The sequence below is a fragment of the Agrilactobacillus composti DSM 18527 = JCM 14202 genome (assembly GCF_001436375.1).
GTDB lineage: Bacteria > Bacillota > Bacilli > Lactobacillales > Lactobacillaceae > Agrilactobacillus > Agrilactobacillus composti.
Map to the genome: position 1 here is coordinate 18,132 of NZ_AZGA01000020.1, position 26,748 is coordinate 44,879.

General features: G+C 41.4%; 25 protein-coding genes. 20 read left to right on the forward strand and 5 right to left on the reverse strand.

Annotated elements, in window-relative coordinates; all coding sequences use genetic code 11:
- The first annotated feature begins 41 nt into the window (after positions 1-41).
- The 9 genes from FC83_RS05510 to FC83_RS05550 all read left to right on the forward strand — a co-directional run bounded on the left by FC83_RS05510 (position 42) and on the right by FC83_RS05550 (position 11,329).
- Complete coding sequence (locus FC83_RS05510; RefSeq protein WP_057002493.1) at positions 42-1,553, forward strand: hypothetical protein; 1,512 nt, start codon at positions 42-44, stop codon at positions 1,551-1,553.
- A 79-nt stretch (positions 1,554-1,632) separates the two neighbouring features.
- A complete protein-coding gene (locus FC83_RS05515) occupies positions 1,633-2,424 on the forward strand; it encodes a carbon-nitrogen family hydrolase (protein ID WP_057002494.1) in 792 nt (263 codons plus the stop codon).
- Between the two features lie 558 nt (positions 2,425-2,982).
- Positions 2,983-4,122, forward strand: coding sequence for a pyridoxal phosphate-dependent aminotransferase (locus FC83_RS05520; protein WP_235184196.1), 1,140 nt, complete (start codon positions 2,983-2,985; stop codon positions 4,120-4,122).
- On the forward strand, positions 4,122-5,816 hold the full coding sequence (locus tag FC83_RS05525; protein WP_057002495.1) for a hypothetical protein: 1,695 nt from the start codon (positions 4,122-4,124) through the stop codon (positions 5,814-5,816). The genes FC83_RS05520 and FC83_RS05525 overlap by 1 nt, the downstream gene beginning before the upstream one ends.
- A complete protein-coding gene (locus FC83_RS05530) occupies positions 5,813-7,078 on the forward strand; it encodes an ATP-grasp domain-containing protein (protein WP_035451109.1) in 1,266 nt (421 codons plus the stop codon). The genes FC83_RS05525 and FC83_RS05530 overlap by 4 nt, the downstream gene beginning before the upstream one ends.
- Positions 7,079-7,099: 21 nt before the next feature.
- On the forward strand, positions 7,100-7,537 hold the full coding sequence (locus FC83_RS05535; RefSeq protein ID WP_035451295.1) for a flavodoxin: 438 nt from the start codon (positions 7,100-7,102) through the stop codon (positions 7,535-7,537).
- A gap of 31 nt (positions 7,538-7,568) precedes the next feature.
- Entirely contained in the window at positions 7,569-8,807 is a 1,239-nt protein-coding gene (locus FC83_RS05540) for an ATP-grasp domain-containing protein (protein ID WP_057002496.1), read from the forward strand.
- A gap of 93 nt (positions 8,808-8,900) precedes the next feature.
- Positions 8,901-10,139 carry an MFS transporter gene (locus FC83_RS05545; protein WP_035451111.1) on the forward strand — a complete coding sequence of 413 codons (1,239 nt, stop codon included), beginning with the start codon at positions 8,901-8,903 and terminating at the stop codon, positions 10,137-10,139.
- Complete coding sequence (locus tag FC83_RS05550; RefSeq protein WP_052004463.1) at positions 10,136-11,329, forward strand: ATP-grasp domain-containing protein; 1,194 nt, start codon at positions 10,136-10,138, stop codon at positions 11,327-11,329. The genes FC83_RS05545 and FC83_RS05550 overlap by 4 nt, the downstream gene beginning before the upstream one ends.
- Before the next feature lie 251 nt (positions 11,330-11,580).
- Here FC83_RS05550 and FC83_RS05555 read toward each other — a convergent pair whose 3' ends face one another.
- Together FC83_RS05555 and FC83_RS05560 are read right to left on the reverse strand one after the other, a co-directional pair.
- The gene (locus FC83_RS05555) at positions 11,581-12,267 is read right to left on the reverse strand and encodes an ISL3 family transposase (protein WP_035451113.1); all 687 of its coding nucleotides are present in this window, start codon (positions 12,265-12,267) and stop codon (positions 11,581-11,583) included.
- A gap of 10 nt (positions 12,268-12,277) precedes the next feature.
- Positions 12,278-13,027 carry a helix-turn-helix domain-containing protein gene (locus FC83_RS05560; protein WP_035451115.1) on the reverse strand — a complete coding sequence of 250 codons (750 nt, stop codon included), beginning with the start codon at positions 13,025-13,027 and terminating at the stop codon, positions 12,278-12,280.
- 384 nt (positions 13,028-13,411) lie between these two features.
- Here FC83_RS05560 and FC83_RS05565 point away from each other — a divergent pair, with 384 nt between their 5' ends.
- The 3 genes from FC83_RS05565 (at position 13,412) to FC83_RS05580 (ending at position 17,775) form a co-directional block, all read left to right on the forward strand.
- Positions 13,412-13,975, forward strand: a complete 564-nt coding sequence (locus tag FC83_RS05565) for a hypothetical protein (RefSeq protein WP_035451117.1) — start codon at positions 13,412-13,414, stop codon at positions 13,973-13,975.
- A 997-nt stretch (positions 13,976-14,972) separates the two neighbouring features.
- Positions 14,973-16,091, forward strand: coding sequence for a PTS sugar transporter subunit IIC (locus FC83_RS05575; protein WP_057002497.1), 1,119 nt, complete (start codon positions 14,973-14,975; stop codon positions 16,089-16,091).
- A 181-nt stretch (positions 16,092-16,272) separates the two neighbouring features.
- Entirely contained in the window at positions 16,273-17,775 is a 1,503-nt protein-coding gene (locus tag FC83_RS05580) for a hypothetical protein (RefSeq protein ID WP_057002498.1), read from the forward strand.
- A gap of 129 nt (positions 17,776-17,904) precedes the next feature.
- On the opposite strand, the gene FC83_RS05585 is transcribed toward FC83_RS05580, so the two are convergent.
- Both FC83_RS05585 and FC83_RS05590 read right to left on the reverse strand, forming a co-directional pair.
- Positions 17,905-18,591: a DUF4811 domain-containing protein gene (locus tag FC83_RS05585; protein ID WP_035451120.1), complete on the reverse strand. Its 687-nt coding sequence runs from the start codon at positions 18,589-18,591 to the stop codon at positions 17,905-17,907.
- Positions 18,591-20,006 carry a DHA2 family efflux MFS transporter permease subunit gene (locus FC83_RS05590; protein WP_081762977.1) on the reverse strand — a complete coding sequence of 472 codons (1,416 nt, stop codon included), beginning with the start codon at positions 20,004-20,006 and terminating at the stop codon, positions 18,591-18,593. The genes FC83_RS05585 and FC83_RS05590 overlap by 1 nt, the downstream gene beginning before the upstream one ends.
- Positions 20,007-20,092: 86 nt before the next feature.
- Here FC83_RS05590 and FC83_RS05595 point away from each other — a divergent pair, with 86 nt between their 5' ends.
- A complete protein-coding gene (locus FC83_RS05595; protein ID WP_057002499.1) occupies positions 20,093-20,716 on the forward strand; it encodes a TetR/AcrR family transcriptional regulator in 624 nt (207 codons plus the stop codon).
- Between the two features lie 67 nt (positions 20,717-20,783).
- Here the strand turns inward: FC83_RS05595 and FC83_RS05600 are convergent, their stop codons facing one another.
- Positions 20,784-21,638, reverse strand: a complete 855-nt coding sequence (locus FC83_RS05600) for a metallophosphoesterase family protein (protein ID WP_035451121.1) — start codon at positions 21,636-21,638, stop codon at positions 20,784-20,786.
- Positions 21,639-21,863: 225 nt separating this feature from the next.
- Between FC83_RS05600 and FC83_RS05605 the strand changes: the two genes are divergently transcribed.
- The 7 genes from FC83_RS05605 (at position 21,864) to FC83_RS05635 (ending at position 26,639) form a co-directional block, all read left to right on the forward strand.
- Positions 21,864-22,793, forward strand: coding sequence for an ABC transporter ATP-binding protein (locus tag FC83_RS05605; protein WP_057002500.1), 930 nt, complete (start codon positions 21,864-21,866; stop codon positions 22,791-22,793).
- Positions 22,777-23,106, forward strand: coding sequence for an ABC transporter permease (locus FC83_RS05610; RefSeq protein ID WP_035451122.1), 330 nt, complete (start codon positions 22,777-22,779; stop codon positions 23,104-23,106). Before FC83_RS05605 ends, FC83_RS05610 begins: the two co-directional genes overlap by 17 nt.
- Positions 23,107-23,115: 9 nt before the next feature.
- The gene (locus tag FC83_RS05615; protein WP_035451124.1) at positions 23,116-23,373 is read left to right on the forward strand and encodes a hypothetical protein; all 258 of its coding nucleotides are present in this window, start codon (positions 23,116-23,118) and stop codon (positions 23,371-23,373) included.
- Positions 23,374-23,543: 170 nt separating this feature from the next.
- Positions 23,544-24,533: a cation diffusion facilitator family transporter gene (locus tag FC83_RS05620; protein WP_035451127.1), complete on the forward strand. Its 990-nt coding sequence runs from the start codon at positions 23,544-23,546 to the stop codon at positions 24,531-24,533.
- A gap of 164 nt (positions 24,534-24,697) precedes the next feature.
- On the forward strand, positions 24,698-25,330 hold the full coding sequence (locus tag FC83_RS05625; RefSeq protein ID WP_057002501.1) for an NAD(P)H-binding protein: 633 nt from the start codon (positions 24,698-24,700) through the stop codon (positions 25,328-25,330).
- Between the two features lie 28 nt (positions 25,331-25,358).
- Positions 25,359-25,778, forward strand: a complete 420-nt coding sequence (locus FC83_RS05630; RefSeq protein ID WP_035451128.1) for a cupin domain-containing protein — start codon at positions 25,359-25,361, stop codon at positions 25,776-25,778.
- A 24-nt stretch (positions 25,779-25,802) separates the two neighbouring features.
- On the forward strand, positions 25,803-26,639 hold the full coding sequence (locus FC83_RS05635) for an SDR family oxidoreductase (protein ID WP_035451130.1): 837 nt from the start codon (positions 25,803-25,805) through the stop codon (positions 26,637-26,639).
- The last annotated feature ends 109 nt before the right edge of the window (positions 26,640-26,748 follow it).

The window sequence follows — 26,748 nt, forward strand, 5'->3', positions numbered from 1 at the left end:
TAATTGTTGTCACCCACGCAATGAGATTGGAGCGATTTTTTATGGCACTTTTTGGTAAACACACAGCTGCAGACGACCCGGCTCAGGGGGCGACCCCCTTGGGATTGGCGCCGAAATCAGCTACCTCAGGACCGCTATTCAAGCCCCAAGTAGACCCCTATCCTAAAGGCGCTGAACCCGTAGAACCCGCACCCCAAGCACCGGTTGCTGATCCTACACCGGTAGCAGCACCAGCTTTTAGCCAACCGGCACCAGGCCGGCAGTATGATCAAACCCCTAGCAGTCCGAAGTCTTATCCTAAGACCACCAGAGCAGCGCTACGGCGCAATCAGTATTTGGGCAACCAAGATCCATGGCAAGTCACCCAACAAAACCTGCTGGACTTACAAGAACAAATTACCCAGACCAAGGCCCAATTACGCCAAGAACTTTTGGACCAGCGCTCTTGTTTGCGCCATGACTGGCGCCAGCAAACTGCTGATTTAACCCCGGCTAGCCCAGAACACCAAGCCACGGTGGACAAGTTGCAACAACAAATCGACACCCTCAATGAGGCCTTGATCAAGTGGTTTGGCACCCAAAAGATCGCCAATCATGTTTATTTTAATAAAAAACGCCATTATTTCTTATTAGATACCACGCTGCGGGATCTAAGCGGGGCGCAACGGGCGTTATTCAAGAGTCTGCGGGGCTTTTTCCAAGGCATGCAGATTCCTTTAAGCCAACTATCCACCGACTTTGACGCCAATTTAGCCAGTCGGGTGCAACAATTGGCCCAAGATAAGTTATTGACTCCCAAAGCGGCGGTTTTAAATCAATACCGGGATCTACAGGAGTTAGATGACACCGTTAAATTTAAACCTGATATTCCCCTGAGTGCGGAGATGACCAAGGAACACGATGACGAGCACAATTTGGATAAGGTTTATGATGGGAACCAACAGTTGGTGATGGTCATTGCCTATTTGGGGGACCAGCAGATTCAAACCATCGCCCATTATCGCGCCGACCGCATGATCAGCCGGGATATTTTTGATGCCAATGGGGCGGTGTCCAGCACTCAATACTTTGAACAAAGCAGCAATGAACGCCTGTTGCGGGAGAACTTTTATCGCCAAGACGGTTCCTTGGTGTTGATCAAGAGCTATCAGGAGAATGAACCTTACATTCAATTGTTGAGCCGCAGTAATGTTTTGATGGCTGTGTTCAATTCGGAATTGGAGCTGACTTTATGGTGGTTGCGCCACGATGTCTTCAATAGTGAGACTTCGATTTTAATTCCCACGGATTCACCTTTGTATCAACCTTTACTAGATATCGAAGACTTAAAAGTGGAAATTATCCCGATTTTAGCGGACTATCAAGCCCATGACGATATCACCAGCCAATTGATGACTTTAGACAGTCCCATCGACAGCGTGTTGGTGACCCAACAAGATGCTAAGACTTACTTAGAAACCCAGACCCAGCGGGAATTAGACGTGTCGGTCTTGCCCGAAGTCCCCGTGGTGGATGAAGCGGCCAACCAAACTGGCGGCGTGCCGAAGTTTTAGCGGACCTTTGTCGGGCTGAAGATTGCAATTTTTCAAATTCCTGTCATAATGTGTCTCAAATTTAACATGAAAACGAGGGATGACCGTGACCAAATTAAAGATTGCCGTGGCCCAAATTGATATTGCCTTTGGCCAACCGGCTGTGAACTTTCAAAGGGTTGAGACCTTTGTAAAAAAAGCGGCGGCGCAAAAGGTGGATATCGTGGCCTTTCCAGAAATGTGGAACACCGGCTATGCACTCACTGAATTAGACCAATTGGCGGACCCCGATGGCTTGCAGACCCAGGCGTTATTGAGCCGCTTAGCTAAGGAAAATCAGCTGTATATTTTTGGGGGTTCCGTGGCTACCAAAGAAGCCGGCAAATTTTATAACACCACTTATGTGTATGATCCCAAGGGCCAATTGTTGACCACTTACCGCAAGGTCCATTTATTCGGCCTGATGCATGAAGGCGATCACTTAGACGCCGGGGCCGCCGAGACCCACTTTAACATTGGCAAGATTGCCGCCACCAACGTGATTTGTTACGACATTCGTTTCCCCGAATGGTTGCGCAAGCTAAGTGCCGCCGGTAGCAGTTTGATTTTTGTCCCGGCAGAATGGCCCACCGTCCGGATCAAACAGTGGGCTCGCCTGCTGGCGGCCCGGGCCATTGAGAACCAAAGCTTCGTGGTGGCCATCAATCGGGTGGGCAGTGACCCGGATAATGCCTTTGGGGGCCATTCCTTAGTGTTAGATCCTTTAGGGGATGCCATTTTGACCCTGGGGGACCAGGAAGAACTGGGCATTGCCGAAATTGATTTAGACCAAATCCCCGCCATCCGCGGGGAGATTCCGGTCTTTGAGGATCGGCGACCAGAGTTATATTAATTTAATTAGTAAAGGCTATTTTTTCTAATTTCTATTTTTGAAATCAGAAGAAATAGCCTTTATTTTGCATTTTTATAAAATTTAATAGTATTCAAAAGAAAAATTGGTCTAAAAATAATTTGAGATTATTAATAATTTTTTTATATAAAATAAGCGTTATATTTGTTTTGAAAATAATTTCAACCCTTAATACATCATTTTAGAATATTCTAGCCAAATAATCGTTTATTAAGATTTTTCTTTTGGTATTTTAATTTTAGCTCTATTATCCTCACAAAATAGTTATATTTTTGAAATTAAATTGCATTAATTTTGAAAATATAACTATTTTTTCATTTGCAACACAGCTTAAAATCTATATAAAAATGGAATAAAAAAGGCGACTATCAAAATATTCCAAAATTATATAATAATATTTATTGCGTTATGATAAAAAAAGCTTTGACATTTTGAACTCCACAAAACATAATAAGCAAGAACATTGTCACTAAATAACATAAGGAGTGAATTACACTGATTTACGCTGAAAGAATTTCTCAACTTAGAGAGTCACCAACTTTGGAGTTGAATTCAAAAATTAATGAATTAATTAACTCGGGTAAGGACGTAATTAACCTTACTGTTGGTGAGCCAAATTATTATGAGCCTTCAAATGCAGCACATGTTGCTATTGAAGCTATTAATGAGCACTTTACACACTACACATCAACCCCCGGCATACTTTCTTTAAGACAAGCAATAGTAAAAAAGCTGAAGGAAGATAATCAATTAGATTTTTCTGCAGATCAAATCGTTGTTTCAAACGGTGGAAAACAGGCGCTGTATAATACATTAGCAGTTTTACTAAATGAGGGGGATGAGGTGTTGATCCCGACCCCGGCATGGCCATCTTATGCTAGCCAAGTGGAGTTGTTGGATGGGGTTCCAAAAGAAATTCCACTATCTGAAGATACCGGTTTCAAACTAACACCCGATTTATTAGAAAAAAACTGTTCTCCAAAAACAAAACTTATTATTTTAAATTCACCAAGTAATCCCACTGGTGCAACATATACCTCTGCGGAATTTAAGGCTTTAGTACCAATTATTGAAAAGCATAAACTGCTGGTTATTAGCGATGAAATCTATGAAAAGCTTGTTTATGATATGGATTATGTCTCCCCATTAAATGTCTCTCAATATATACGAGAAAACTCGATTCTAATAAATGGATTTTCAAAAGCGTTTGGCATGACTGGCTGGCGAATTGGTTATACAGCTGCACCAATAGAAGTATCTAAGAAAATCGCTGCATTCCAGAGCCAAACAACCGCAAACATTAATTCCATTGCCCAAAAAGCTGCAGAAGTAGCGCTTGCGAATTTTGAAATTCAACACGTCGCTGAATTGAAACGGAATCGAGATATTTTATTTAAGGCCATTCAAGAAGATACAGATATGTCCCTAGATGACTGCCCTAATGGAGCTTTTTATTTATTTCCCAATATCAAAGGATTAATCGGCAAGACTTATGGTGGACAAGAAGTACATAACAGTCAGGATTTTTGCCATATTCTTTTGAAAGAAGCAGGTATTGGTATTACCCCAGGAGATGTATTTGATGCACCAAATAATGTTCGGATCTCCTATGCCAAAGATTTACAAACAATCAAGACTGTGAGAGACCGGCTAATCAGTTTTTTTGAGGGAGAGAATTAATGATTTTTGAAGATTTCAAATATCTAGTGAACCAAGCAATTTCACTAGCCAATAAAGAATCAGAAACTTCTATGGCATTTAAGCAACTGCTTACTCTCGGCGGGAAACAAAAATTTGATGATGGAAAGATGACATTAGGGTATCGTGAAAACCAGATACTTCAAACTTTAGAATTGACCGATCTAAAAGAAGACCCAATTAACCTGGACGTCTATTTTCATAACAACAAAATTGAAGTTACAACTGATGATTTGAGGCATGTCAAAAATAGTACGTATGCTTTTAGTTTTGATTACCCGCTGAAAAAGTGGAAACATATTCTAGCCGAAGAAAATGAATTACTGAATATTGAGTATAAACAAGCACTTTTGCACATTGGTGACTTTAATGATCTGAAGAAGCGGCATGTTGTTGATATGGCAGAATTTTTTCTGGCGCACATGGCTCCAATAATTTTCTATATCAACGAAAATGTATATTCAAATTTTGACTATCTTAGTAATTTATATGCAAAGCGGCGTAAAGACAAAGATGATTTTTTATTTGAAAAACTTAGAAATACTGCAATCAAAGATTGGAAACAAGAAGACCTGATTTTTATTTGCTTCTTGAACTATCTACTCTCTTCTGGGATACAAACACGTGCAGAGGAATTCAATGGTAAACAAGTTTCAATGTCAGCACTGGTTACATATTTAGAACGCAAAAATGCGACCTATGTTGATATGGGTATTTCGGATATCGAAGATTTTAAATCATTAACTTTAGATGAGAAAGTTAGAGCTTTAAGGCAAAAATATGCAAAAATTCAAGAAAGAAAAATTGTATATCGAAGGATTAATGGGCTATCATTGCAAAAAAGTGAGGAGTATTTAAATGATGCGACCTTACTGGAGGATTTGCCACAGAATTTAAAATTAAGCAATTCTTTGAAGCTTAATTTTAAGATTGATTCTGCTAATCTCCAAAGCTATAAAAACAGCGTAAATAGATATCTAACAAATGATGATGGTGATTTAGAAGAAAAGTTTTTAAAATTATTGCGATTTTTACTTTTTGATCTGAGTGAAAAAACTTCTGCTGATATGGCATTTTCTCGGTTTTTCAGTAGCCTTGGTAGGCTGCTAGAACTAGATAAAAATGGTGAATATCAAGCAATTTCTGATTTGAATGCCAAGAATTATTATTGCTATGTTGTTCCGGGCAGGAAGATGGTTGAGAAGCTGCCAAAAGTTTTGGTTACTAATGTGAATATGGCTGTCACCTCAAGAATGCTTTACAATAGTTGGCATTATATGCCGGCTAATTTTTTGAATGATGGTATTAATACTGAACATAGGGAGTTCTATTTTTCAGCGGTTATGGCTGATATTGCAAATTTAGATAAATATCATCATGTTGGTCATGTGAAAATGTCTATTAACAATACAATTCGTGTTCCAAAAGAACTTTATATCCATGGTCGAACATATAAGGCGTTACTGGACGTTAGATTAATGAGACGTGGTGATCAAGAATTTTCTGTGGAAGATTTAGGAATGGCGGTCAATTACACAAGTTATATTCAGCATCTATGCCAGGTATTATTGGACGTTCTGGATAAGGACAGAAGATTTGACTTTGCCTTGGAACAGATGGACAAACACAAATATTCATTGCAGTTTTCAGAAATTAAGGAGGATTATTTATCATGAAAAGAGTACTTTTTATTAATTTGAGATCACACTTAGTGGAAAGAATGGAACCGTTATTTGCTGCAAAAAAAATGGGTGTTAGAGTAACGGTATTAACAGATTCAATTCCAGATATTGATGATGGGTATGTCGATGATTTCATTGTGACCGATACTTATGATATGCCACATGCTGTTGAAAAAGTAAAAGTCTACGCAAAGAATAAACCCATCAATGGGGTGTTAACTTGGGCTGATAAAGACGTAGAGTTGGTCTCATTAATTGCCAAGGCATTAAACATACCAGGACCATCTTTAGAATCAAGCAAAAATGCAAGAGATAAGGTTTTAATGCGGGAAGCCATTGCAAAGGTTGATCCCGATTTATGCCCAAAATTTGCAAGTGTTAAGAACTTTGCAGAACTTAAAGCTGCAGCAAATGACATTGGGTTTCCTGCAGTTTTAAAACCGGTAGGTGCATCAGGGAGTAAGACCATTATTAAGATATATTCAGAGGATTCTTTAGCAGATGCATATCAAAGATTGGTTGATGAGACAAGTATTTCTAGAGATAAAGTTTATAGCTACTTCCCTAGTGAGTACATCTATGAAGAACTGTTAACGGGAAAAGAGATATCTATTGAAGGATTTGTTTCAACCTTCTCTAAAGATATTGTGATCGCAGGAATGACAGATAAAGAAGTTACTGATGAATATTCTACAGAATATTTAGAATATGAACCTTCACAGAAATCTGCTGATGATCTAAGTAACTATCGAACTAAAATAAAACAAGCAATACGAGGACTTGGAATCACAGAATGTGCATTTCATGCAGAGTGTAAAGTTGATGGGACAAAATTTAAAGTTATTGAAATTGCTGCGCGTCCCGGTGGAGAATTTATTACGACACATCTTGTGAAAATCGCTTCTGGAGTTTCATTTGTTGAACAAAATATTAAAAATTCGCTTGGAGAAGAAATTGACAACCGTATTGAATTTAAAGAATGGTCAAAAAATCCTCGGACAATCGTCGGGCATCTTGATTTCATGGCAAAAAAAGAGGGGATTGTTACGAAACTTGGCGGTTTTCAAGAGATATTTGAAGATCCAAATGTGATTAATTTTATGCCCTTAAAAGATGTTGGAGATTCTGTTGTCCTGCCACCAAAGGATTATGGATCACTTTATACGGCAACCATGGTTGTTAAGGGGAATTCTATTGACGAAATTGATGAATCATTTAAAAATATTGAACGTAAATTCAAAATTGAAATAGATTAGGGGCATTTATTCTTGAAAGCTATGGTAGTTTATACAAGTATGACGGGTAATGATGAAGAAATTGCCAAAATTGTTACCAGAGAACTTGAAAAAAATAAGGTTGATACTCAGATTCAAGAAATGGAATTTGTAGACGCCGATGAATTTAATGACCTCGATATTTTGGTTGTTGCCTCATATACGTATGATGATGGTGAAGTTCCGGATGGAGCTATGGACTTGTATGAAGATTTAACTGAAGCCAAGTTTCCAAATTTAGTTTACGGTGTCTGTGGATCTGGAGATACCTTTTACGAAGACTTTTGTAGTGCTGTTGATAATTTTGGAGATAAGCTTTCAAATACAGGCGCTCGTGAAGGAGCAAAGTCCGTAAAAATTGAGCTTTTCCCTGAAGATAAAGATGTTGAAAGACTAATTCAATTCACGAATGATATTTTGGCTTCTGCAAATAGAAATTAAGCATCGATTTAGATAATTTCAGGACTGGAGGATGATTGCTCTGGAAATCTGTGTGATAAACAGAGTACCACTTGAACGGGCTCCTATTAATAGTTGGCTGGATGAAAATGACAATGTTACGTTGATTTCCAGGTATGATATGCCCATTGAATACTTGACAAAAATAAAGCATTTTTACTGTCTTAAGAACTTCGATAATGATCAGGCTTTAGAATCATTAATCATTAAGTTGCACGATCAATTTAGGTTTAATCGGCTTATTACCTTGTCTGAGAATGATGTTGTAAGAACTGCCAAGTTAAGAAGCCTTTTGAAAATTGATGGACAAGATTTTTTTAGCGGTTGGTTATTTAAGGACAAACCGACCATGAAAGAGTTTGCACAGTTACGAGGGCTTAATGTTCCAGGATTTACATCTATAAGTTCATTTCAAGAGGCAGTCGAGTTTGCTGAAAATCATGGGTATCCTTTGATTTGTAAACCAATCAATGAGGCCGGCTCACTAGATGTTCTGTATATTAAAGACAATACAGATCTTGGGGAAGTTAAGGGATTGTTGAAAAAATATGACCAAATTGACATTGAAGAGTTTATTAAGGGTAGATTATTTCATGTTGATGGTGTTATCAGTAAGCGGAAGATAGCTTTTGTTTCAGTTTCAATGTATTTGACGAATGATGGAAAAAGTACGACGCTATTTAATCAACAATCCGACAGCTTAGATGTCACTAGAACTTTTTCGGATTTTACAATCAACCAGAATTCAGAAGAATTTAAGAACTTGGCATCCGAAACAAATAAACTATTAGAGGATCCGACTTTTGATAACGGAACTGTCCACATTGAATATATCATTGATACCAATGGAAAAGCATACTTTATTGAAATGGGGAGTCGAACTGGAGGTATGATGATTGCTAATACTATTGAACATAAATTTGGTTTTGTGATGAATGAGGCCTCGTTTAAACTACAAGCAAATATTCCTTTCAATTTTCCCGATAAAAAGATTGATTCTGAATACGGTTATATGACCATTCTTCCAGAAAACAACAAATTAATTAAATTCAATGAAGAGATTATCCGGGAGAATCCAGATGTTATTCAATTAGAATCTAACGCAGTTATTGGGCATGATTATCAGTTGGCCACGGAATCAACTTCAAGAATAGGCACCATTTTATTTTCAGCTAAGAATGTGGCAGATGTTAAAAATAAAATTAACAATCTTACTCAATTAATTGATAAGAACATTGTTTGGTCAACTTAAGTGAAGCACATCTCTTTAGTTAGATTCTAGATAATTGAGGTTTATAAGTTATTAAGTCGCAACTACAGAACCAATCTAGAGGGAGGACTCTAATTGCAGACATATATATCAAAACTTCGAGGATTCACACCATCAATTTACTTTTTCATGATAGGAACATTTGTCTCAAATATCGGAAACGGTATGTTCTCATTGATTGTTAGTAAAGTGTTGTATGATAAAACAGGTTCAGTAACTGCTTTTGGAATTGTAATAATTGTTCAAAATATTGCTTCGTTGCTTTTGAATATCGTTGCAGGGTATTCAGCTGACAGATTTTCTACGAGGCGAGTCTCAATGATAGCAGATTTTTTACAGGGACTGTTGATCTTGTCTGGTGCAATCTTACTACGATTTGGAGATCAGATTATCGTTTTGATGACTGTAATGGTACTTGTTAATTTTGTTTTGCCGTTTTTTAGAGCAGCAAATTTTAAAATAATCCCTGAATTAAATCGCGGCGAAACAAAATTAATTTCACTTAATGGTTTTAGGAGTTCTCTAAATCAAAGTGGACAGTTAATTGGTGTTGCGTTAGCAGCACCATTAATTTTTATGCATTGGACCATTGCTGCATTAGTAATAAATGCAACTAGTTTCTTTATTTCTTGCTTTTGCACTTCGCGTTTGAAGCTAAAACAAGCAAATACTCCAACAAAACTCGGAAAAGTTGGTAACCTTTATCGTAGTTGGGTGGATATAATACGCACCCTATTTTTAGATAAACAACTGTTACTTTTGTTGATATTCACAATTTTTGATTATATATCAGTTAGCTTTGTTAATCTCATGGAAATAAAATATGCAACAGTAACATTGCATAATGCAGCTTTGTTATCCCTATTAGATGGTGCATTTGCAGTAGGAGCAATGAGTGCATTTCTCTTGATCAATATCTGGTTTTCACGTGTCAGATTTCACACAATCGCATGGGTCGGACTACTTATTCAGGGGCTAATGTTTATTGCATTGTGTATATTTAATGATTTAGTTATTGCAGCTATTGTAATGTTTATAATAGGCGTATTTAATGGTTGTTCTGTTTCAATATTCCAAACGGAATTACACAAAATCTTTAAAGATAATGACCGAGGGAGGATTTCAAGTTTTCGTGATGTTTTAGTATCGATCGGAACAATAATTGTTATTCCTGTTGCCTCAAGAGCTCTGAATTTAGATTTAAATTTTGGATTAATCGTGTTTGGAGTGTTCTTAATAGTCATTGCAGTTTTTTTAGTTGTGGTATGCATCAAGGGATTATTTTCAGTAAATATTGAGGATGATAAACATTGAAAATTGTACTTTTAGGAAAGAGTTTCGTTATAGCAAGGAAAATTTTGGAAATATCGCCGTCAATTAAACTCATTGTAATTGATAATTCCGAATATCTTAAAGATGATTCAAATAACACGAAAAACATGTCTAAATTTATTTCGTATGTAACTGGAGCAGATCTCGTTGCAGAAGTAGCACCTAAACTAATCGTGGATAAAGACATTGTAGGCGTTATACCAGCATTCGAAAGAACGGTTACGGATGCCAATTTGTTGGCAAAAAAGTTAAATTTATCAAGAATAGGCGATATTGGGGCAGAAATTTTCCGAGATAAATATAAACTAAGAGAATTCTGCGAAAAAATTGGTATTAATCAGCCGCCGTACAAACTAATTCATAATGTTGAGGAGTTAAGAAATTATTTTTCTGGAAAACCGTTAATTTATAAGCCGATATCATTAGCAGGATCAGTCGGAGTGGTAAAAATATCTGAAGAGTCAACGATAGATAGCGAATATAGTTTTACTGAAGCAGAAATGAAAAGAGAAAACTCGTCAGAATTATTAGGGATTGCTGAGGAGTATGTTCCTGGTAGTGAATTTTCTTGTGAATATGTAGTTGAGAGTGGAAATGTTGTTTTTAGAAACATTACTAAGAAGTTTAAATTTGATAATGGTTATTTTGTTGAATCTGGACATCTTGTACCTGGTATTGTAAATGGTATAGCTCAGCATGAAATCTTTGAATCGCTTGATAAAATTGTTTCTGAAGCACAAATAGGGACAGCAATTCTACATTCAGAATGGATAGTGACTCATGATAATCAGCCAGTTCTGGTAGAAATTGCAGGTAGGCGGCCAGGTGATCGAATCGTTGATTTAATCAGTCTGGCTTATGGCTTTGATTTTTTATGGGAATACTGTCTTACGATGATTGGAGAAAATACCAGTTACCAGGGTATATCCTTGAAATTCGCAGAGCAAAAATATTTTGAAATCTCTTCTGGTGAAGTAATTTCGATAAATGGAATAGAAAATTTTGCCAATATTAAGTTTGAACTGGATGTACACGAAGGAGATATAATTCCTGAAGTTAAAAGCTCTGAAGATCGCAGAGGGTACTTTATTTTATCTAATAATGACTTCTTTGCTTTAGAAGCTAATGTTCGTAAGGCTAATAAGTTATTAACCATAAGCACCAAGTCATAATAAGCAACATAGTTAAATCAAAGCTTAACAGGATTCAAAGATAGGTCAGTGGGGAAAGTTCAAGAAGAAATGAAATATTAAGAAATTTAAAGCGGCTTGATTCCGATGTTTTCTCGGAGTCAAGCCGCTTTTACTAGAATAATAGGCTCTTTGTCAATGAGTGTTGGTGACATTAATTTTGAAAGTTAGACTGTAATTGGTCTAGCATTTTTCTTTTACAATCAAGTTGCTTTTCAGCCTTCGGCCCTAAGTTAAGCCACCTTACATTCCAGGTAAATTCGTAGCTTAAAATTATCGAAGTTGCGATAACCGTAGCTCGTTTTCTTTATCTTCTTTATTTTTCCATTGAGCCCCTCCAGCGGGCCATTTGAGTAGTCATAACGACAACTGTTTAGCAGTGCCGACCAATTCTTCTTAAGTGTACTGATCGTGGTGTCCATCTCATTGTGCAGTGGTCTGTAATCATTCAAAGTCTGTTTTAACAGGTTGGAATCACGGGTATGAACGGCATGGAGGACCTGTTGATAAGTCCAGTAGGTTTCCTTAAAGGCTGGGTCAAGCTCAAGGGCATTGTGGATAAGATTGACTTGTGTTTCATAGTAACCCAAATGAATTTGGTACATTGGTTTAGTCGCTTCCAGTTTGCCAGAGTCTTTTAAAAACAAGCGCCAATAGGACTTTAACACCTTGTATTCACGTGAAGAATGCTTATATTTTTTCATCAATTGTTTCCGCGTCGTGTTCAAGGCACGATTGACCATATTGACGATATGAAACCGGTCGACAATGACCTGGGCATTCGGAAACACTTTCGGTATAAAACTGATATAGGCCGCATTAAGGTCAACCACGATAGTTTTAACCTTTTGACGTTTACTTGGTTCATGATTGAGCCACTTGTAGTAAGCAGCTCGCGATATCTTGACTAACCGGCACATAACAGTGACTTCATAACGTTTCCCTGTATCTGGATTTACTTCTTTTGAGAGTTCTTTGATGGCTTGATAGGTTTCTTCTGAGATTCTCCGCCCCTTTCCAGTTCTTGAATTTTTTTAACAATTTATTTTCAGTAGTGACATAATTCAAACGAGCTTCCAACCGTTTGATTTCAAGTTCTTGTTTCTCAGCTTCTGTTAGATGTTCCTTGTCTTCTTTAGATTTACCCCGACGGTCAGCTAGGGCCTCTGGCCCACCACTTTTGAACTTCTTGACCCAAGCGTAAACCTGTCCGTAAGACACATTAAATTTCTTAATGGCACCGCTATAATCTAGCTCATTAGCGATGGTCCACTGAGCGATTTCAACACGTTCCTTTTTGGTTGTAGTTCGTCCGGATTTCATTGTAGGGCGCCTCCTAGTGGTAGTTAGTGATTTACCACTAGTATACAAAGAAACCCATTGATAGATAACCCCAGGATTTGAAATATCATATTTTTCACAGAGCTTGGGCAAAGATATATTTGTTTCTAGGTACTCTTGAACGACCTTGGTTTTAAACTCAGCTGAGTAAGTTATTATTATTCTACGTTTAAGACCATCAATTCCGTGATCGGCATGACGCTTGACCCACAGATCAACAGTACTGTGCTTAATACCATAGGCATGTTCAATTTGGTAGGTACTCCAATTTTCATTTTCTACTAGACCAATATAGAAAAGTTTATCGTCAACACTGTATCTAGAGCCTTTTCGACCCATAAAAAAACTCCTTCCTAGGAAAACAGGTTTTAATTATTTACCTGTCTACCTAAGTAGGAGTATAGCCAAACTAGCTCGTTGGTGGCTTTTTCAATACGTTTTATTATTTACTGCTTACACCATTTCCGCCGCACCTTCTGGGTGCGGTGGTGTACATAGGTAATGCGGCGTAGCTCAAGGAGTTGCGCTTTTTATTTTATTACGAGTGAATAATCCGGGAGATAATACTGATTCGTCTTGCCAATGGGTTAGTTGAGAATCTTATCATCAAAAGAGAAAGATAAAATGGCAAAAAAAGAAAGCGATTTCCAAACGAGAATAATCATGATATTCTAGTAGTTATTAGTTTCTGTTTATCACAATTAGTATTGAAAGGAGACAGCCATGGAAAAAATAGAAGTGAAAGCATACCAAATAATAAATTTTTTAAAGAAAAGAAAGTTGGATGGACAGAAGATTAGCCAATGGCTTTTGGCGATTGGCGTGGGATTCTTAATATCCATCTATATTATCAATTTTTTTAGGATCAAACTTATACCAATGATGACTATAAATGAACAAAGTATAAATACATTGTTTATTAATTTGAAAATTGAAGATGTGGCGATTTATCAATACATATTATTCATTGTTGGGATTTTTTGTATTATTTGTTCCTTCTTTTTTCTTTCTGAAAAATATAAAGTCAAAAGGATTATTTTTTTTATGCTGCTAATTTTCTTTGATTGTATAGGTGTAGTCTCAGTACTTACTCAACATAAATTGGATTTATGGTTTGTCATGGTAATTATTATCACATCGGTTTATGGAGTGAAAATAGTTATGAATATAGTCAGCATTATCTACAACTGGTTGTTTATCGATAGTAGTAATGCAGACAGGAAGGTTGATATTGCTAAGATATCACTCATCTGGGCAATAGCTGCAACAATACTTGGGTTAGCCTAGTTTTTTTGAAAAAGTACTAGGGAATTAATGATTGAAAGGAGATTTGAAAATTGAGGTACAGAATAACGGAAATTATCATTACAAGCGTATCATTGATCTTCACACTTTGTTTGTATTTCTACAAACAAAAATTGGTAGATATACAATCACAGTATGATAATCTTTTTGAGAGGGTATTTGCTGTAGCAGGTGAGCCCCATTATTATGCATACTTATTTGTGGGGATTATTTGTATCATCTCATTGATTTTCTTTTCTGTATCGAGTGTTCGATTTTTAATAAAAACTAATCGAAATGCTCAGACTATTTATTTAGAGATACTTTTATACCCAGTAATTAATTTGGTAGTTTTGGTTATTTTATTGCTTGTTTTCTGGGATCCGATTTTAACGACTTTTGCAATTCTGGGTATTGGCGGGGGGATCTTGGTTACATTGCAATCTTAATTTTAGTACATGATGTTAAAGACGAGGGGTTAAATGATCACGTAATTATTAGATTGATATGATACATGCGCAATAACAATCGAAGGCGATGAAATTAATACAGAAACGTCGCGGAGTTAACAAGAAAGATAAAAATTTCCACGTAAGATCCTTGTGAATAAACAAGGTTTTTGCGTGGATTTTTAGTCTCGAGAGTAGTAAGTATCTTTGCCGAAAGGGATAAGATAGTTAGCCGAAGTGATAACCTTTGGGTACCACCTTCAGAGATATTAGGAAAACAGTAAGAGAAATACAGTGAAATCTGTGTTAGGAAACGTATTTTTTGAATAGCTGAGTAAAGCAAATGCTAGCTTATATTCTAATTGTTAATCATGAAAGCGATTGCCGAAATAACGCAATTGTGAAAATATTTTCATACAAACGCCTTGGCGGTGGGCACTAGTTTTTGAATATTCTGTGATAAACCCTTGACTTAAAAATGAGTATGTGGTTAAATAACCGTTAATATATGAGATTTGAATGAGATTAACATTAAGAAAGGAGTTTCTATTATGGCGGATACAGTACCTAGTCAAACTACAGCTACAGCCACAGCGGCTGCGTCAGAACCAGAAACAAAAAGTACCGTTAAAGATTATGTTTATACAGTTTCAGCAGGGGTCAGTAACGTCATTTTAGTCATGCTGGGCATTGGCTTGCTCACAGAGTCCTTGGCTGGTTTTATCCACTGGCAGGCACTCCATGAAGTGGGTACCATGGCCAAGATGCTCCTGGCACCTGCCTTTGGGGCCGTCATTGCTGCCACGTTAAAGACCAATACCTTGGTTTTGTGTAGTTCCATGATTGCTTCAACCGTTGGTGCCAACTCCGTCTTCTTCACCCAAGGTAATGTGGCCGGCATCACTGCCACTGGCCATGCGCTACCTCAAGTAGCCGGTTCGTTGGTCATCACTTCTGGCCAGCCCATTAGTGCCGTTGCTGCCGGGTTGATTGCCGCTTTAGTTGGGAAATATCTCACTGGCAAGACGCCACTGGATATGATGCTAGTACCCTTAGCTGCAACTTTGATCGGTGGGATTTTTGGCTTAGGCCTGGCTTCCGTTACGACCCCAGCGCTGTTGGCCGTTAGTAAATTCATGGCCCAATCCATGCAAGTCAACCCAGTTTTAGGGGCAGCCGTCATTTCCTTGACTTGGGGCTTGTTCTTAATGACCCCGGCCTCTTCAGCGGCCCTAGCCATTGCCTTGACCCTAGATCCACTGTCCGCCGGGGCGGCCTTAGTGGGGACCACCGCCCAATTCGTCGGCTTCTTGCTGATGACTTGGCGGCAAAACAACTTGGGCGCGAACATTGCCCAAGGGGTCATCACCCCTAAGATCCAATTTCCAAACCTCCTGCGGCATCCCCAAATGGCCATCCCGCCATTTATCGCGGCCATTGTCTCCGCACCGATTGCCGTTTCCATGCTAGGTTTCAAAGTGCCATATGAACTGGGCGGATTAGGCTTGAACTCCTTTATCGCTCCCATTAATTTGGCCAGCACCAACCTCCACATGTTCTGGGTTTATCTAGGCGCCGGCGTTATCTTGCCAGCCGTTATCACCATGGTGGTTTACTTCGGCATGAAAGCCATGGGCCTGACTCGGGAAATGCACGTCAGTGTGGTTTAAAACTTCAATCAATATTCAGACACGAAAAGAGCTTTATTTCAGAATAATCTGGGATAAAGCTCTTTTTGTAATAGGTGTTAGGTTGAAATTTGAAAACTCTGAAAAATCGTTATTGTTTTCCAGTGATTTTCTAGGTTACAATTGAACCAATTAGTGACATAAAGCCAAGGGAGGAATTTTTGTGAAGTGGTTTGCTAGATTGAGTGTTATTTTAGGCGTTATTTTAATGGGGCTTTCTTGGCAACACCAACCCCAATCCGTGCAGGCCGCCACGGTCTCACCGCTGATCACTGCCTATCAGCCCCAGCTTAAAACGGCAACTTATAGTACCAGTTATACGGATGCCAGCGGCCAGACGCAGCAAGTTGATTTAACGCACCCGGGCATCACCTTGAGCGCCAGCCAATTGACGACCATGCAAAAGCAAGTCCGGGCCGGTGTGGAACCTTGGGCCAGCGCATTTACTGCCTATGCTAATGATTCTTTTGCCCGGAAAGTCAATCCTCGGATTTATTTTGAAGCTAACAACGATATCTTCATCCATATTCCCGGGCCTTGGGCCATTGCCGGTTACAGCAATCCCAGTGAATATGTGGGGGATCGGGTCAACAAGGACGGTGCCACCATTTTTAAACAAACCATTATGTGGTATCTCACTGGGGATGAGGCTTATCGGGCCAACGCCATGAATGCCATGCGGACCTATGAAAAGATTCAAAGTGTGCAGCCCCACCGCAACTTCCGCTTTGCCACGCTGAGCTATTGGCTCAGCGCCTCTGCTGAAATCTTGCGGGCTACTGACGGCCCCACCGAGAGTCTAAACTGGACCCAGACTGATACTGATAATTTGACCCAGGTTTCAGGCAAACTGGCCAATGCTTACGATATCCATTCGTATTTTATGAATCAACATCAATTTACTGTGATGGGGGCCATGGGTCGGGCTATTTTTACCAATGATTATCCCCTATATGCCGAAGCGGTGGAAGCCACCACGGTCAATAACCAGGGCCAGCACGGCGGTAAGAATGGGTCGATCATGTATGAAATGCGCTGGATGACTCAAAACGATGCCACCGGAGCTGCCTTAGCCCCAGCTGACCAACATGTTCAACTCATGGAAATGGGGCGCGACGTGGGCCATGCCTGGGATGATGTGGGTGGACTTAGCACTTTGGTTCAGACGATTTACAGTCAGGGGACCAAGGTGGACCCAAGTTCAGGAACCGTTTCTTTTCAAAATAACGCGGTGAATCCCTTTAACTTCCTTGATGACCGCTTACTGGCCGGTACCACTTATATGTTGCGCTACGAGAAAGGTGAAGATGTGCCCTGGACCCCAGCAGACAGCGGCTTGGGGATTTATAACCAGATTAATTCCAGCGGTCGTGGGCGCATCGATCCGTTTTTAGGGATTCTTTACAATTATTACAAGTATGACCAGGGGGCAGATATGACTGCCGCGAAATATCAGCCGTTAACCCAGGCTTATGAAGCCGCCATGCCAGAAGGGACTTCCTTTGACTATCCCGCTGCGGGAACGCTGTTGTTTACCCGGGATAAGACAACAGTACCACCCAGTCAGCCCACCGAATCAGGCTGGAACGGCTTTTGGACTGGTGTTTATAACTGGTTTAAACAGGCGATAGAATATGTGTGGCATTGGATCGCACCGAATAGTTAGTAACTAGACTTGAAGGGTATTAAAAAAGAGCTTTATGTCCGAATTATCTGGGATAAAGCTCTTTTTTAATATCAGTGGTTTTACTTGGTCAAGTTAACGACTGGGTATTTACGTTAAGAATGACGATTATTATGATTGCCGGGGCAGACTAGCGGCGATGGTTTGTTGGATATATTGATTCTTTAATTGTTGCAGTTTTTGGGGTTGTTGCGCTAAACTGGGCGTTTCTTTGAGTTGAGCCGCTAATTTTGTTTTAACGTTGTTTTGAAGTTGTGCCTGGTACGTCTTTGAACGCAACTGTTTACCCACTTGGGTCAATTGCTTTTTACTCAGCAGGTACCAATTTGAAGCTAAATGGTAAGTGATGACTTGCTTTTTAAGCTGGTTTTGGTTGGTGATACCGAAGAATAGAGTTCTTGCCAGGGCGTTTTGATAGACATATTGGGTGTTTTGCGTTGATCGTTGCGCCTTAGAATTACCTTGGCGTTTGATCACGACGGTCTTACTTTTGTTTAAGATCGTGGACGTTTTATGGGTACTGGGATTTTTGGTGGCATAGGCGGTATAAATAGTTTTACCTTGTTTGACCGGTTGAGCCACCATAATTTCGTTGTTATGAATGTTCACAATAGGGGCGACTTTGGCAACCGTTGTGGTGGTCGTGACTTTTGTGCCGTAGTGATAATGGACATCTAAGAGCAAACTGCCTTGAATCAGCAGCAAGATTGCTACTAGACATAGGGCTAAGCCATGGTGGCGGCGGTAAAATAAGAAGCCGATAGCAAAGGCTAATAAGACAGAAATTAACAGTAACATCAGTTGACCTTCTTTCCGATGCGGTTGGTTAGAAATAGCGCTGGAATCACGCCTAACAGGGTGCCAAGGCTAGTCCAAATAAAGGCTGTTTGATAAGCATTATTCGTCGTAGCTGTCGTGGCAACGTTGCTACCCACGATACTTTGAATCACCCCGGCTAGTACAGCAGTGGCCACAGAACCGCCAATATTTTGGGCCATCCGGGTGGTGACGGTGGCTTGGGGAATCCATTTGGGATCTAAACCCGTGTAAGCATCCGACATTACGGGGATGGTAATGCCACTACGGGTCAAGCCCATTAAGAATAAAATCAGCAAAATTACCCATTGGGTTGTCGCGGCGGTAACGAAAATAAATGGTGCAGTAGTTACGGCTGCGGCAACCATCGAAATGAGAACGACCCATTTGGCACCATATTTATCGGTCAAAGTACCCGCCCACGTCCGGGTCACTAACATGCCCGCACCTTGGGCAATGAGATAAATACCTACCCAAATCACACTGAGATGGCGAATATTTTGTAAATATAAAGGCAGGACGAACATGACGCCGTTCACCATCAAACCGGATAAGAACAATAAAGCTGTGGAGGCTGAAAAGTTAGCGTTGCTGAAAAGTTTCAGGGGAATCAGCGCTTTTTCAGGGCGCTTGAAGGCATAGATAATATAGGCCAACAGACAATCAATGCCCAACAATCCAGGCAACAGGACTGCTAACTTGCCAAAAACATTGTCAGAACTATAATTGGTGATTGCGATAATAATACCGGCAAAAGTGCCAACGATGAGTAAGAATCCTGAGAAGTCAAAAGCCTTACCTTTTACTGCGGGGATAAACTTAGGGAGTTCAATCAATGTGGCGGTTAAGGCAATTATGACCAAAGGGATGTTAATAAAAAATAACCAGTGCCAGTTCAAATATTTGATCAACGTGCCGCCAACAGTGGGGCCAAGGATGGGGGCGAAGACAATGGGCAGTCCGATAACGGACATGAGTTTTCCCAAGGAGCGCCCATGGGCAGCCTGAATAGCTAAGGCACTCATGCCCGTGATAACAACGCCGGCACCGGCCCCTTGGATAATGCGACCAATAATCAGAGCTGGAATCGAATTAGCGACGCCGGAGATAATTGAACCTATCATGAAAATCAGCAGGGCAATTTCTTGTAATAATTTACCAGAGACTTGGTCTAACAGCCAACCCGCTAACGGGACGGCAAGGCCCAGGGCTAAAACATAAGCGGTGGCCACCCATTGCATTGTATTGACAGTTGAACTTAAATCTTTCATGATGGTGTTAATGCCAACGTTGGTCATGGTGGTATCTAACATGGGAACGATGGCGCCTAATACTAAGACCAAACCAATTTTGGCGACAGTTGGTTCGGAGGATTCTTTCGTGGTGGTTTCATACATATACAACTCACTCCTTTTAGAGTACTTTAAGTACCCTAAAGGATAATAACACCTTTTTTTCGGATGTCAACAAAGGAGGAACAAATTTGGAGAATGAACCAAAAGCCACTCGGCGTCGGGGCAAAGTTTTAGAAAATGCCATTTTAACGGCGGCCTGGGAACAGTTACAACAACATGGTTATGCCGGCATGACCATGGATGACATTGCCAAAACAGCCCACACCAATAAAAATGCTATCTATCGCCGTTGGCCCACCAAGCTGGATGTGACCATTGCCACGTTACAGATACATGTATCCCTTAAAGACTTTTACCTCCCGGATACTGGGGACTTACGTGACGATGTGGTGGCATTTTTATCGGAGAGTATCCCCTTGATCAATGCCATCGGGGTCCAGAACATTAAAGCCATTGCCCGGGATCGGGTATTGACCATTCAAAGTGTTCTGGATGCCCGGGCTAAACAGGACCCAGCTAAAAAGGGGCCGAGTTTTCAAGAAAATATTGTGGTCCAGTACTTGAAAACTATTTTACAGCGGGCGTTTTTGCGGGGAGAATTGACCACCGACCCCAAAGACTTCGATGGGGTCATTTTAAACCTACCTGTTTTATTGATTTTGTCTCGCTTGATCACTGAGAACACCTACGACCAGCAAACCATTGAATTTTTCGTGGATAAGGTATTGTTACCCGTCTTTAAAGCCCAATAATTGGCCATTAAAATACCGACTCGCCAGAACTGCATTATCTGGTGGGTCGGTATTTTTGCATTGATTATCAGTAAGGCAATAAGTGATGGCTGCGGCGAAAAGCAATGGCGTCTTGGCGGTAACCAAATTGGTCATTGGCTTGTTTCAAAGCAGCCTCATCATGGTTATAAGTTTGGCCGGTACGCCGCAATTGTTCGTACAAAGCGTAATAGGGTAAGTTAGCAGCCTTAGCGGTGGCCAATTCCTGTTCCACATCATAGGGTATTCGCCGCAGGTCCACTTGGTTGACCCCATTATCAGCCACATCCAACAAAGCATACTCGGCCCGGTGGTCTTTGGATAAAGGCGTCCAAGGGTCATAGGCCTGGCCCACAGCCCCAGGATTGATGATCAATTGACCTTGGGAGCTATACCGCATTAATTGTTGGTGAATATGGCCGAAAACTGCAATGTCTAACTGCTGGTCGGCAAAGAGATTGTCGTAGTTAGCTTGGGGTTGTTCCGGATAAAGGTCACGGCCATAGGATTTATGGGGCAAGTTGTGAGACAAGCCAATGGTCAAAGGTCCCACGTGTTGCACAGTGGCAATGGGATGCTGGCGCATGTTTTGAATTAGAGTTGGGGTCAAGCGTTGTTCAACGTAACTACAAATTTTCATAAAGTAAATATCAAAAGTATTGTCCACGACCCCCGCGCCCCCGAGGATCGAGAAAAAAGAATCTTCCCAGTTACCGTTTAGGATAACATCGGTATGGACACTATTTAACAGGTCAAATAAGTCGCTACCTCCGGGCCCGGGGAGGATTAAATCGCCTAAGAACCAGTAACGGGTGGCCTGGTGGGCTTTGGCGTCAGCTAAAACGGCTGCCAAAGCGGTGGCATTGCCATGGACATCGGCCAGCAAAGCAATTCGTTCAGACATGAAATCGGTCCTTTCTAACATAGCATAGTCAAAGTATAGGCCAAAATAAAGGTGGGAACAACTTCAAAACTTGGTTTATTTCCCGGGAAATAATTTCGAAATAATATCTGAAACCCCTTACGGTGGCCGATTCTTTGAAAAGAGGTTGCTTTTTAAATAAATCGATGTTAGACTATTTTGAAAATAAGGTACTTAAAGTACCTAAGTAATTTGAGGTGACGTACCATGACAATGATTGAAACCGAAAATTTGGCGAAGTCCTTTGGCCACAAGCAAGTTTTGACAGATATTAATTTAAATGTGCAAGCAGGTGATATTTACGGCTTTTTAGGTTTAAACGGGGCCAGGAAATCCACCACCATGCGCCTATTATTAAAAATGATTCAGCCCACCAAAGGGACAATTTTTTTAGACGGGCAAAATACCGACACTTTACCAGCGATATTTTGGAATCAAGTGGGCTATTTGATCGAAACTCCCCACGCTTATCCCAACTTTACGGTGCCGGAGAATTTGACCATGTATGCCCAACAGCGCTTGATCCCGGCTAAGGAAATTGCCCCTCGGATCAAAGCCTTGGCCGTCCAATTGTTATTGACCCCTTATCTAGACGTGAAAACCAAGGCCTTATCCCTGGGTAATAATCAAAAGATTGGTTTGGCTAAAGCGCTGATTCATCATCCCCGGATTTTATTGCTGGATGAACCCACCAACGGCCTGGACCCGGAAAGCCTGGTAGCCGTGCGTCGTTTATTAAAACAGCAAGCCAAACAGGGCACCACCATCCTGATTTCCAGCCACTTACTGGGAGAAATGGAAGCCATGGTGAACCGCATCGGCATTTTGACCCAGGGCCAATTAGTGCGGGAATTGAGCTTTGACCAATTTGAACAGGAGCGCCACACCCAATTGGCCATTGACGGGGTGAGTAAAGACAGTCAATTGGCGGCCTTTTTGACCGAAAAAGGGCTTCGGACCACTTATCAGCAACAAGAATTAGTGGTCAGCGGCGTACCCCAAAATGATTACGGCACCTTGCTGCATGCCATTGAGAGCCAGGGCTTTCGCCCAACCAGTTTTAAACCCCTGGCTGAGAATTTAGAAGCATTTTTCTTACGGCAGATAGGAGATGATCAACATGTGGTCCATGACTAAATTAGAACTGAAGAAGATTTGGCGGGGTAAATTGCCCATTTATTTATTTTTAGGCTTTGTCCTACTCTTATTTATCAATCACAGCGCCCATAGTTGGTCGGCTTATCTAGTGGGTAAATTAGGCTGGATCACGTTGATTATGGGGATGATGGGCTTTGGCGTTTTGAGCAGTTGGGTTTTTGGCCGGGAGTACCAAGACGAAACCTTCAAAGACCTATTGGCCCTGCCAATTTCTAGAAATCAAATCGTCGGCGCTAAATTGATTGCTTTGATTAGCACCGAGATTTTGCTCACCCTAGCCTGCGCCGGCTGAACGGTATTGATGGGCAAGACCCTTTTGCGGTTTGGGGCCTTGCCTAAGAACGGCCTAGGCAGTCTGTTTGGCCATTTTGCCCTGGCTATGTTGGTGGATATGGTCTTGGCCTGCCTTTATCCGTTACTGGCCAGTTTATCTAGAGGCTTATTGACGCCAATCTGTGCCGCCTTTGCGGTTTTACTCATCGGCCGGCTCATGGCCAATGTCCCCAGCGGCCACTATTTCCCCTGGGCCGTGCCGCTTTTAGCCATGGGCCAGGTTTAATAGCCTGAATGTGGTGAGCTGGTTGCTGGTCCTTATGGTGGGCGTTGTCAGTGTCCTGGGCACCATGTATTGGTGGACCTACCAGGACCATACAGATTAGTTGTTAGTTTTTGTAACGCCAGTCAGCCCAGTCTTAAGTTAGCGGAACCTATTAATAAGAGATGATTACCATGAATCAATTGGATCAAAAAGTTAAAAATAACAAAAATGGACAAGATGCCACGCAGAAAGCGGCCATCCTTAACATCAAAATTGCCTCCCGCCATCTGTGGTTGAATGCCGCGGCGTACTTGACCATTTTTGGGTTAGAATATTGGCTAGCCAACTTGGGTCATTCTGCCGTATTGAGGGCCGATGCCTTTAACAATCTGTCTGGCATTATTTCCACATTGCTCTTAATGATTGGCCTCCGGGCCGCCAGCCAAACCGAAGTGGTGGCCAGAACCCGCCGTTACCCGGACAAATTAGCCAAGAAACGCTTGCCCTTATCCTGGTTATCTCGCTTTAGATTCCAAACCGTCTTTACGCTAGTCAGCAGTATTTTGATGGTGGTCGTCGCCTTTCAAATTATTTTCTCAGGCTTCGATCATTTGCACGGGGCCACAGTAAGCGGTGCACCCCAACCCTTAGCCGCAGTCGGGGCCTTGATAGCCAGTCTCATGATGTTAGTGGTTTGGTTCTTTAATAAGAGAATTGGTCGGCGCTTGCATAACGTAGCCCTGTTAGCTTCGGCTCAGGATAGTTTAGGGGATGCTTTGACCAGTATCGGCACCTTATTGTCCATTGTCGGGACGGTCTTCCTAGGGGTTCAGTGGTTAGATCCCTTGGCCAGTATCGTGGTGGGGGTATTTATCCTCTACTCGGGATTTTTGATTTTCCGGACCAGTAGTCTGAATTTAGTGGATTATTTTGACCCTAAAGTCGAAGCTCAATTTACCCAAACCATCGCCACGTTGTCAGCCGTGCATCAAGTGGTACGCCTAAAAGCCCACTACAGCGGTGATTTAGTCGCCGTAGATGTGTTGATTGCCGTGGATCCTGCCATGACTACCTTGAAAAGTTATGAACTGGGGGAAGACATCAAGGCGGTGATGCGCCAAAAGTATGGAGTCGCTGATGTGACCGTGGCCGTGATGCCAGATATCAAATTAGGCGATTAAAGCACGATTGTTGGCCCATGGGGCAGTTAAATTTCTGATTTTTATCAGGGATTAAACTGCCTATTTTTGTTGGCTGACACTGACGAACCAAAAAAAGTAATCAGCTAACTATTGACTTAGAGTGTACTGGAAGGTCTATGGTGTGATCATAACAGGAGGCCAACATGACAAAAATAATTATTTTAGGCGCCCACGGGCAAATTGCCCAATTGGTCCGCCAACGCTTATTAAAAGAAACTGATGCCCAGTTAACCCTTTATTTACGCCACGCCCAACGCTTAGGCCAGATTGATGCTAAGCGGGAGACGGTGATTGACGGCGACGTCACTGATTTTGACAAATTGTCTGCGGCTATTGCCGGGCAGGATATCGTTTATGCCAATCTAGGTGGTCGATTTGAACCCATGGCGCAAAACATTGTCCAAGCAATGACCGCCAATCATGTGTCAAGATTGATTTATGTCACGGGACTAGGATTGTATCACGAAGTACCCGGGGAATTCGGCCGTTGGGTCGAAGCAAGTATTGGTTCAGATATCATGGATGATACTCGGCGTGCAGCCAAAATCATTGAAGACTCAACCGTCAATTACACCATCATTCGAGCTGCGTACATGAATAATCAAGACGACATCAATTACGAAACTACCCAAAAGGGCGAACCCTTTAAAGGGACCATTATTTCCCGCAAGAGTATCGCGGATTATATTATCAAACTGATTCAAAATCCACAATTAGACAACTATGCCAGTGTGGGGATTGATCAACCTGGCAGTGATGGGGACCGACCTTATTAAATCGATTTTATAAAAGGAGAATATTCAAATGACAGAAAACAATAATGAATCAGCCGTTAAGAACGGTATTTTTGAAATGGGTGCTAAAAATGACGCGTTTGCCAAGTATTTTGTAGGCCAGAGCTACTTGGCCAACCTGGTGGCGGATCCCGCCGTTAACGTGGGTGTGGGCAATGTAACTTTTGAACCCGGCTGCCGGAATAACTGGCATATCCATCACAATGGCTATCAGATTTTATTGGTAACTGGTGGGGAGGGCTGGTACCAAGAAGCCGGTAAACCCGCGCAAAAACTCCACCCCGGGGATGTGGTGGTCACCCATGATGGCGTTAAACACTGGCATGGCGCTACGAAGGATAGCTGGTTCTCCCATGTCGCCATTACCGCTGGAACCCCGGAATGGTTAGAACCGGTTTCGGATGAAGATTACGCTAAACTAGCTGATTAAGGACGAAATAAAGGAGTTGATAACATGGCTGATGTCATGATTTTAACTGGGGCGGGTCAAATTGGGATGGCCATTGCCCGGCGTGTTGGGTTTGGCATGAAGATTGTGATTGGGGACAAAAGCTTGGCCAATGCCCAAGTAATTGCGGACACTATGAATAAGGCCGGCTTTGATGTGACCCCTGTTGTCATGGATCTGGCTTCAAGAACGTCTATTAAAGCTTTGATTGCCAATGCCCAAACCTATGGGCCAATCAAGCTACTGGTGAACGCAGCCGGTGTTTCTCCCAGTCAAGCGGCTGTAGCCCAAGTACTGCAAGTTGATTTATACGGCACGGCAGTCCTTTTGGAAGAAGTTGGGCAAGTCATGGCGCAAGGTGGGGCTGGGGTCACTATTTCCAGTCAATCTGGGCACAGAATGCCTGCCTTAACACCAAAACAAGATGCCCAACTGGCCTTGACGCCAACGGAAGAGTTGCTGAACTTAGACTTTTTGCAACCGGCAAACATTCGCGACTCATTGCACGCGTATCAACTGGCTAAGCGTTGTAACGAAAAGCGGGTCATGGCCGAAGCCGTCAAATGGGGCAAAAAGGGTGCCCGGTTGAACGATATTGCCCCAGGGATTATCGTCACACCCCTAGCTCTGGATGAATTTAACGGCCCTCGCGGCGATTTTTACAAAGATATGTTCGCCAAAAGTCCCGCCGGCCGTCCCGGGACCGCCGATGAAGTGGCCAATGTGGCGGAACTGTTATTGCAGCCAGCCGGGTCGTTTATCACTGGCTCAACCTTTTTGATCGATGGCGGTGCCACTGCAGCTTATTTCTATGGGGATTTACAACCTGAAAGTCCGCAGTAATTTGGAAATGAAAAGTACATCAAAAACGCCATAATCACACACACTTTTTGAAGCGTGGGATTATGGCGTTTTGATTTTTAGGAGGTAAAACTTTTAGTAGTAATGATGC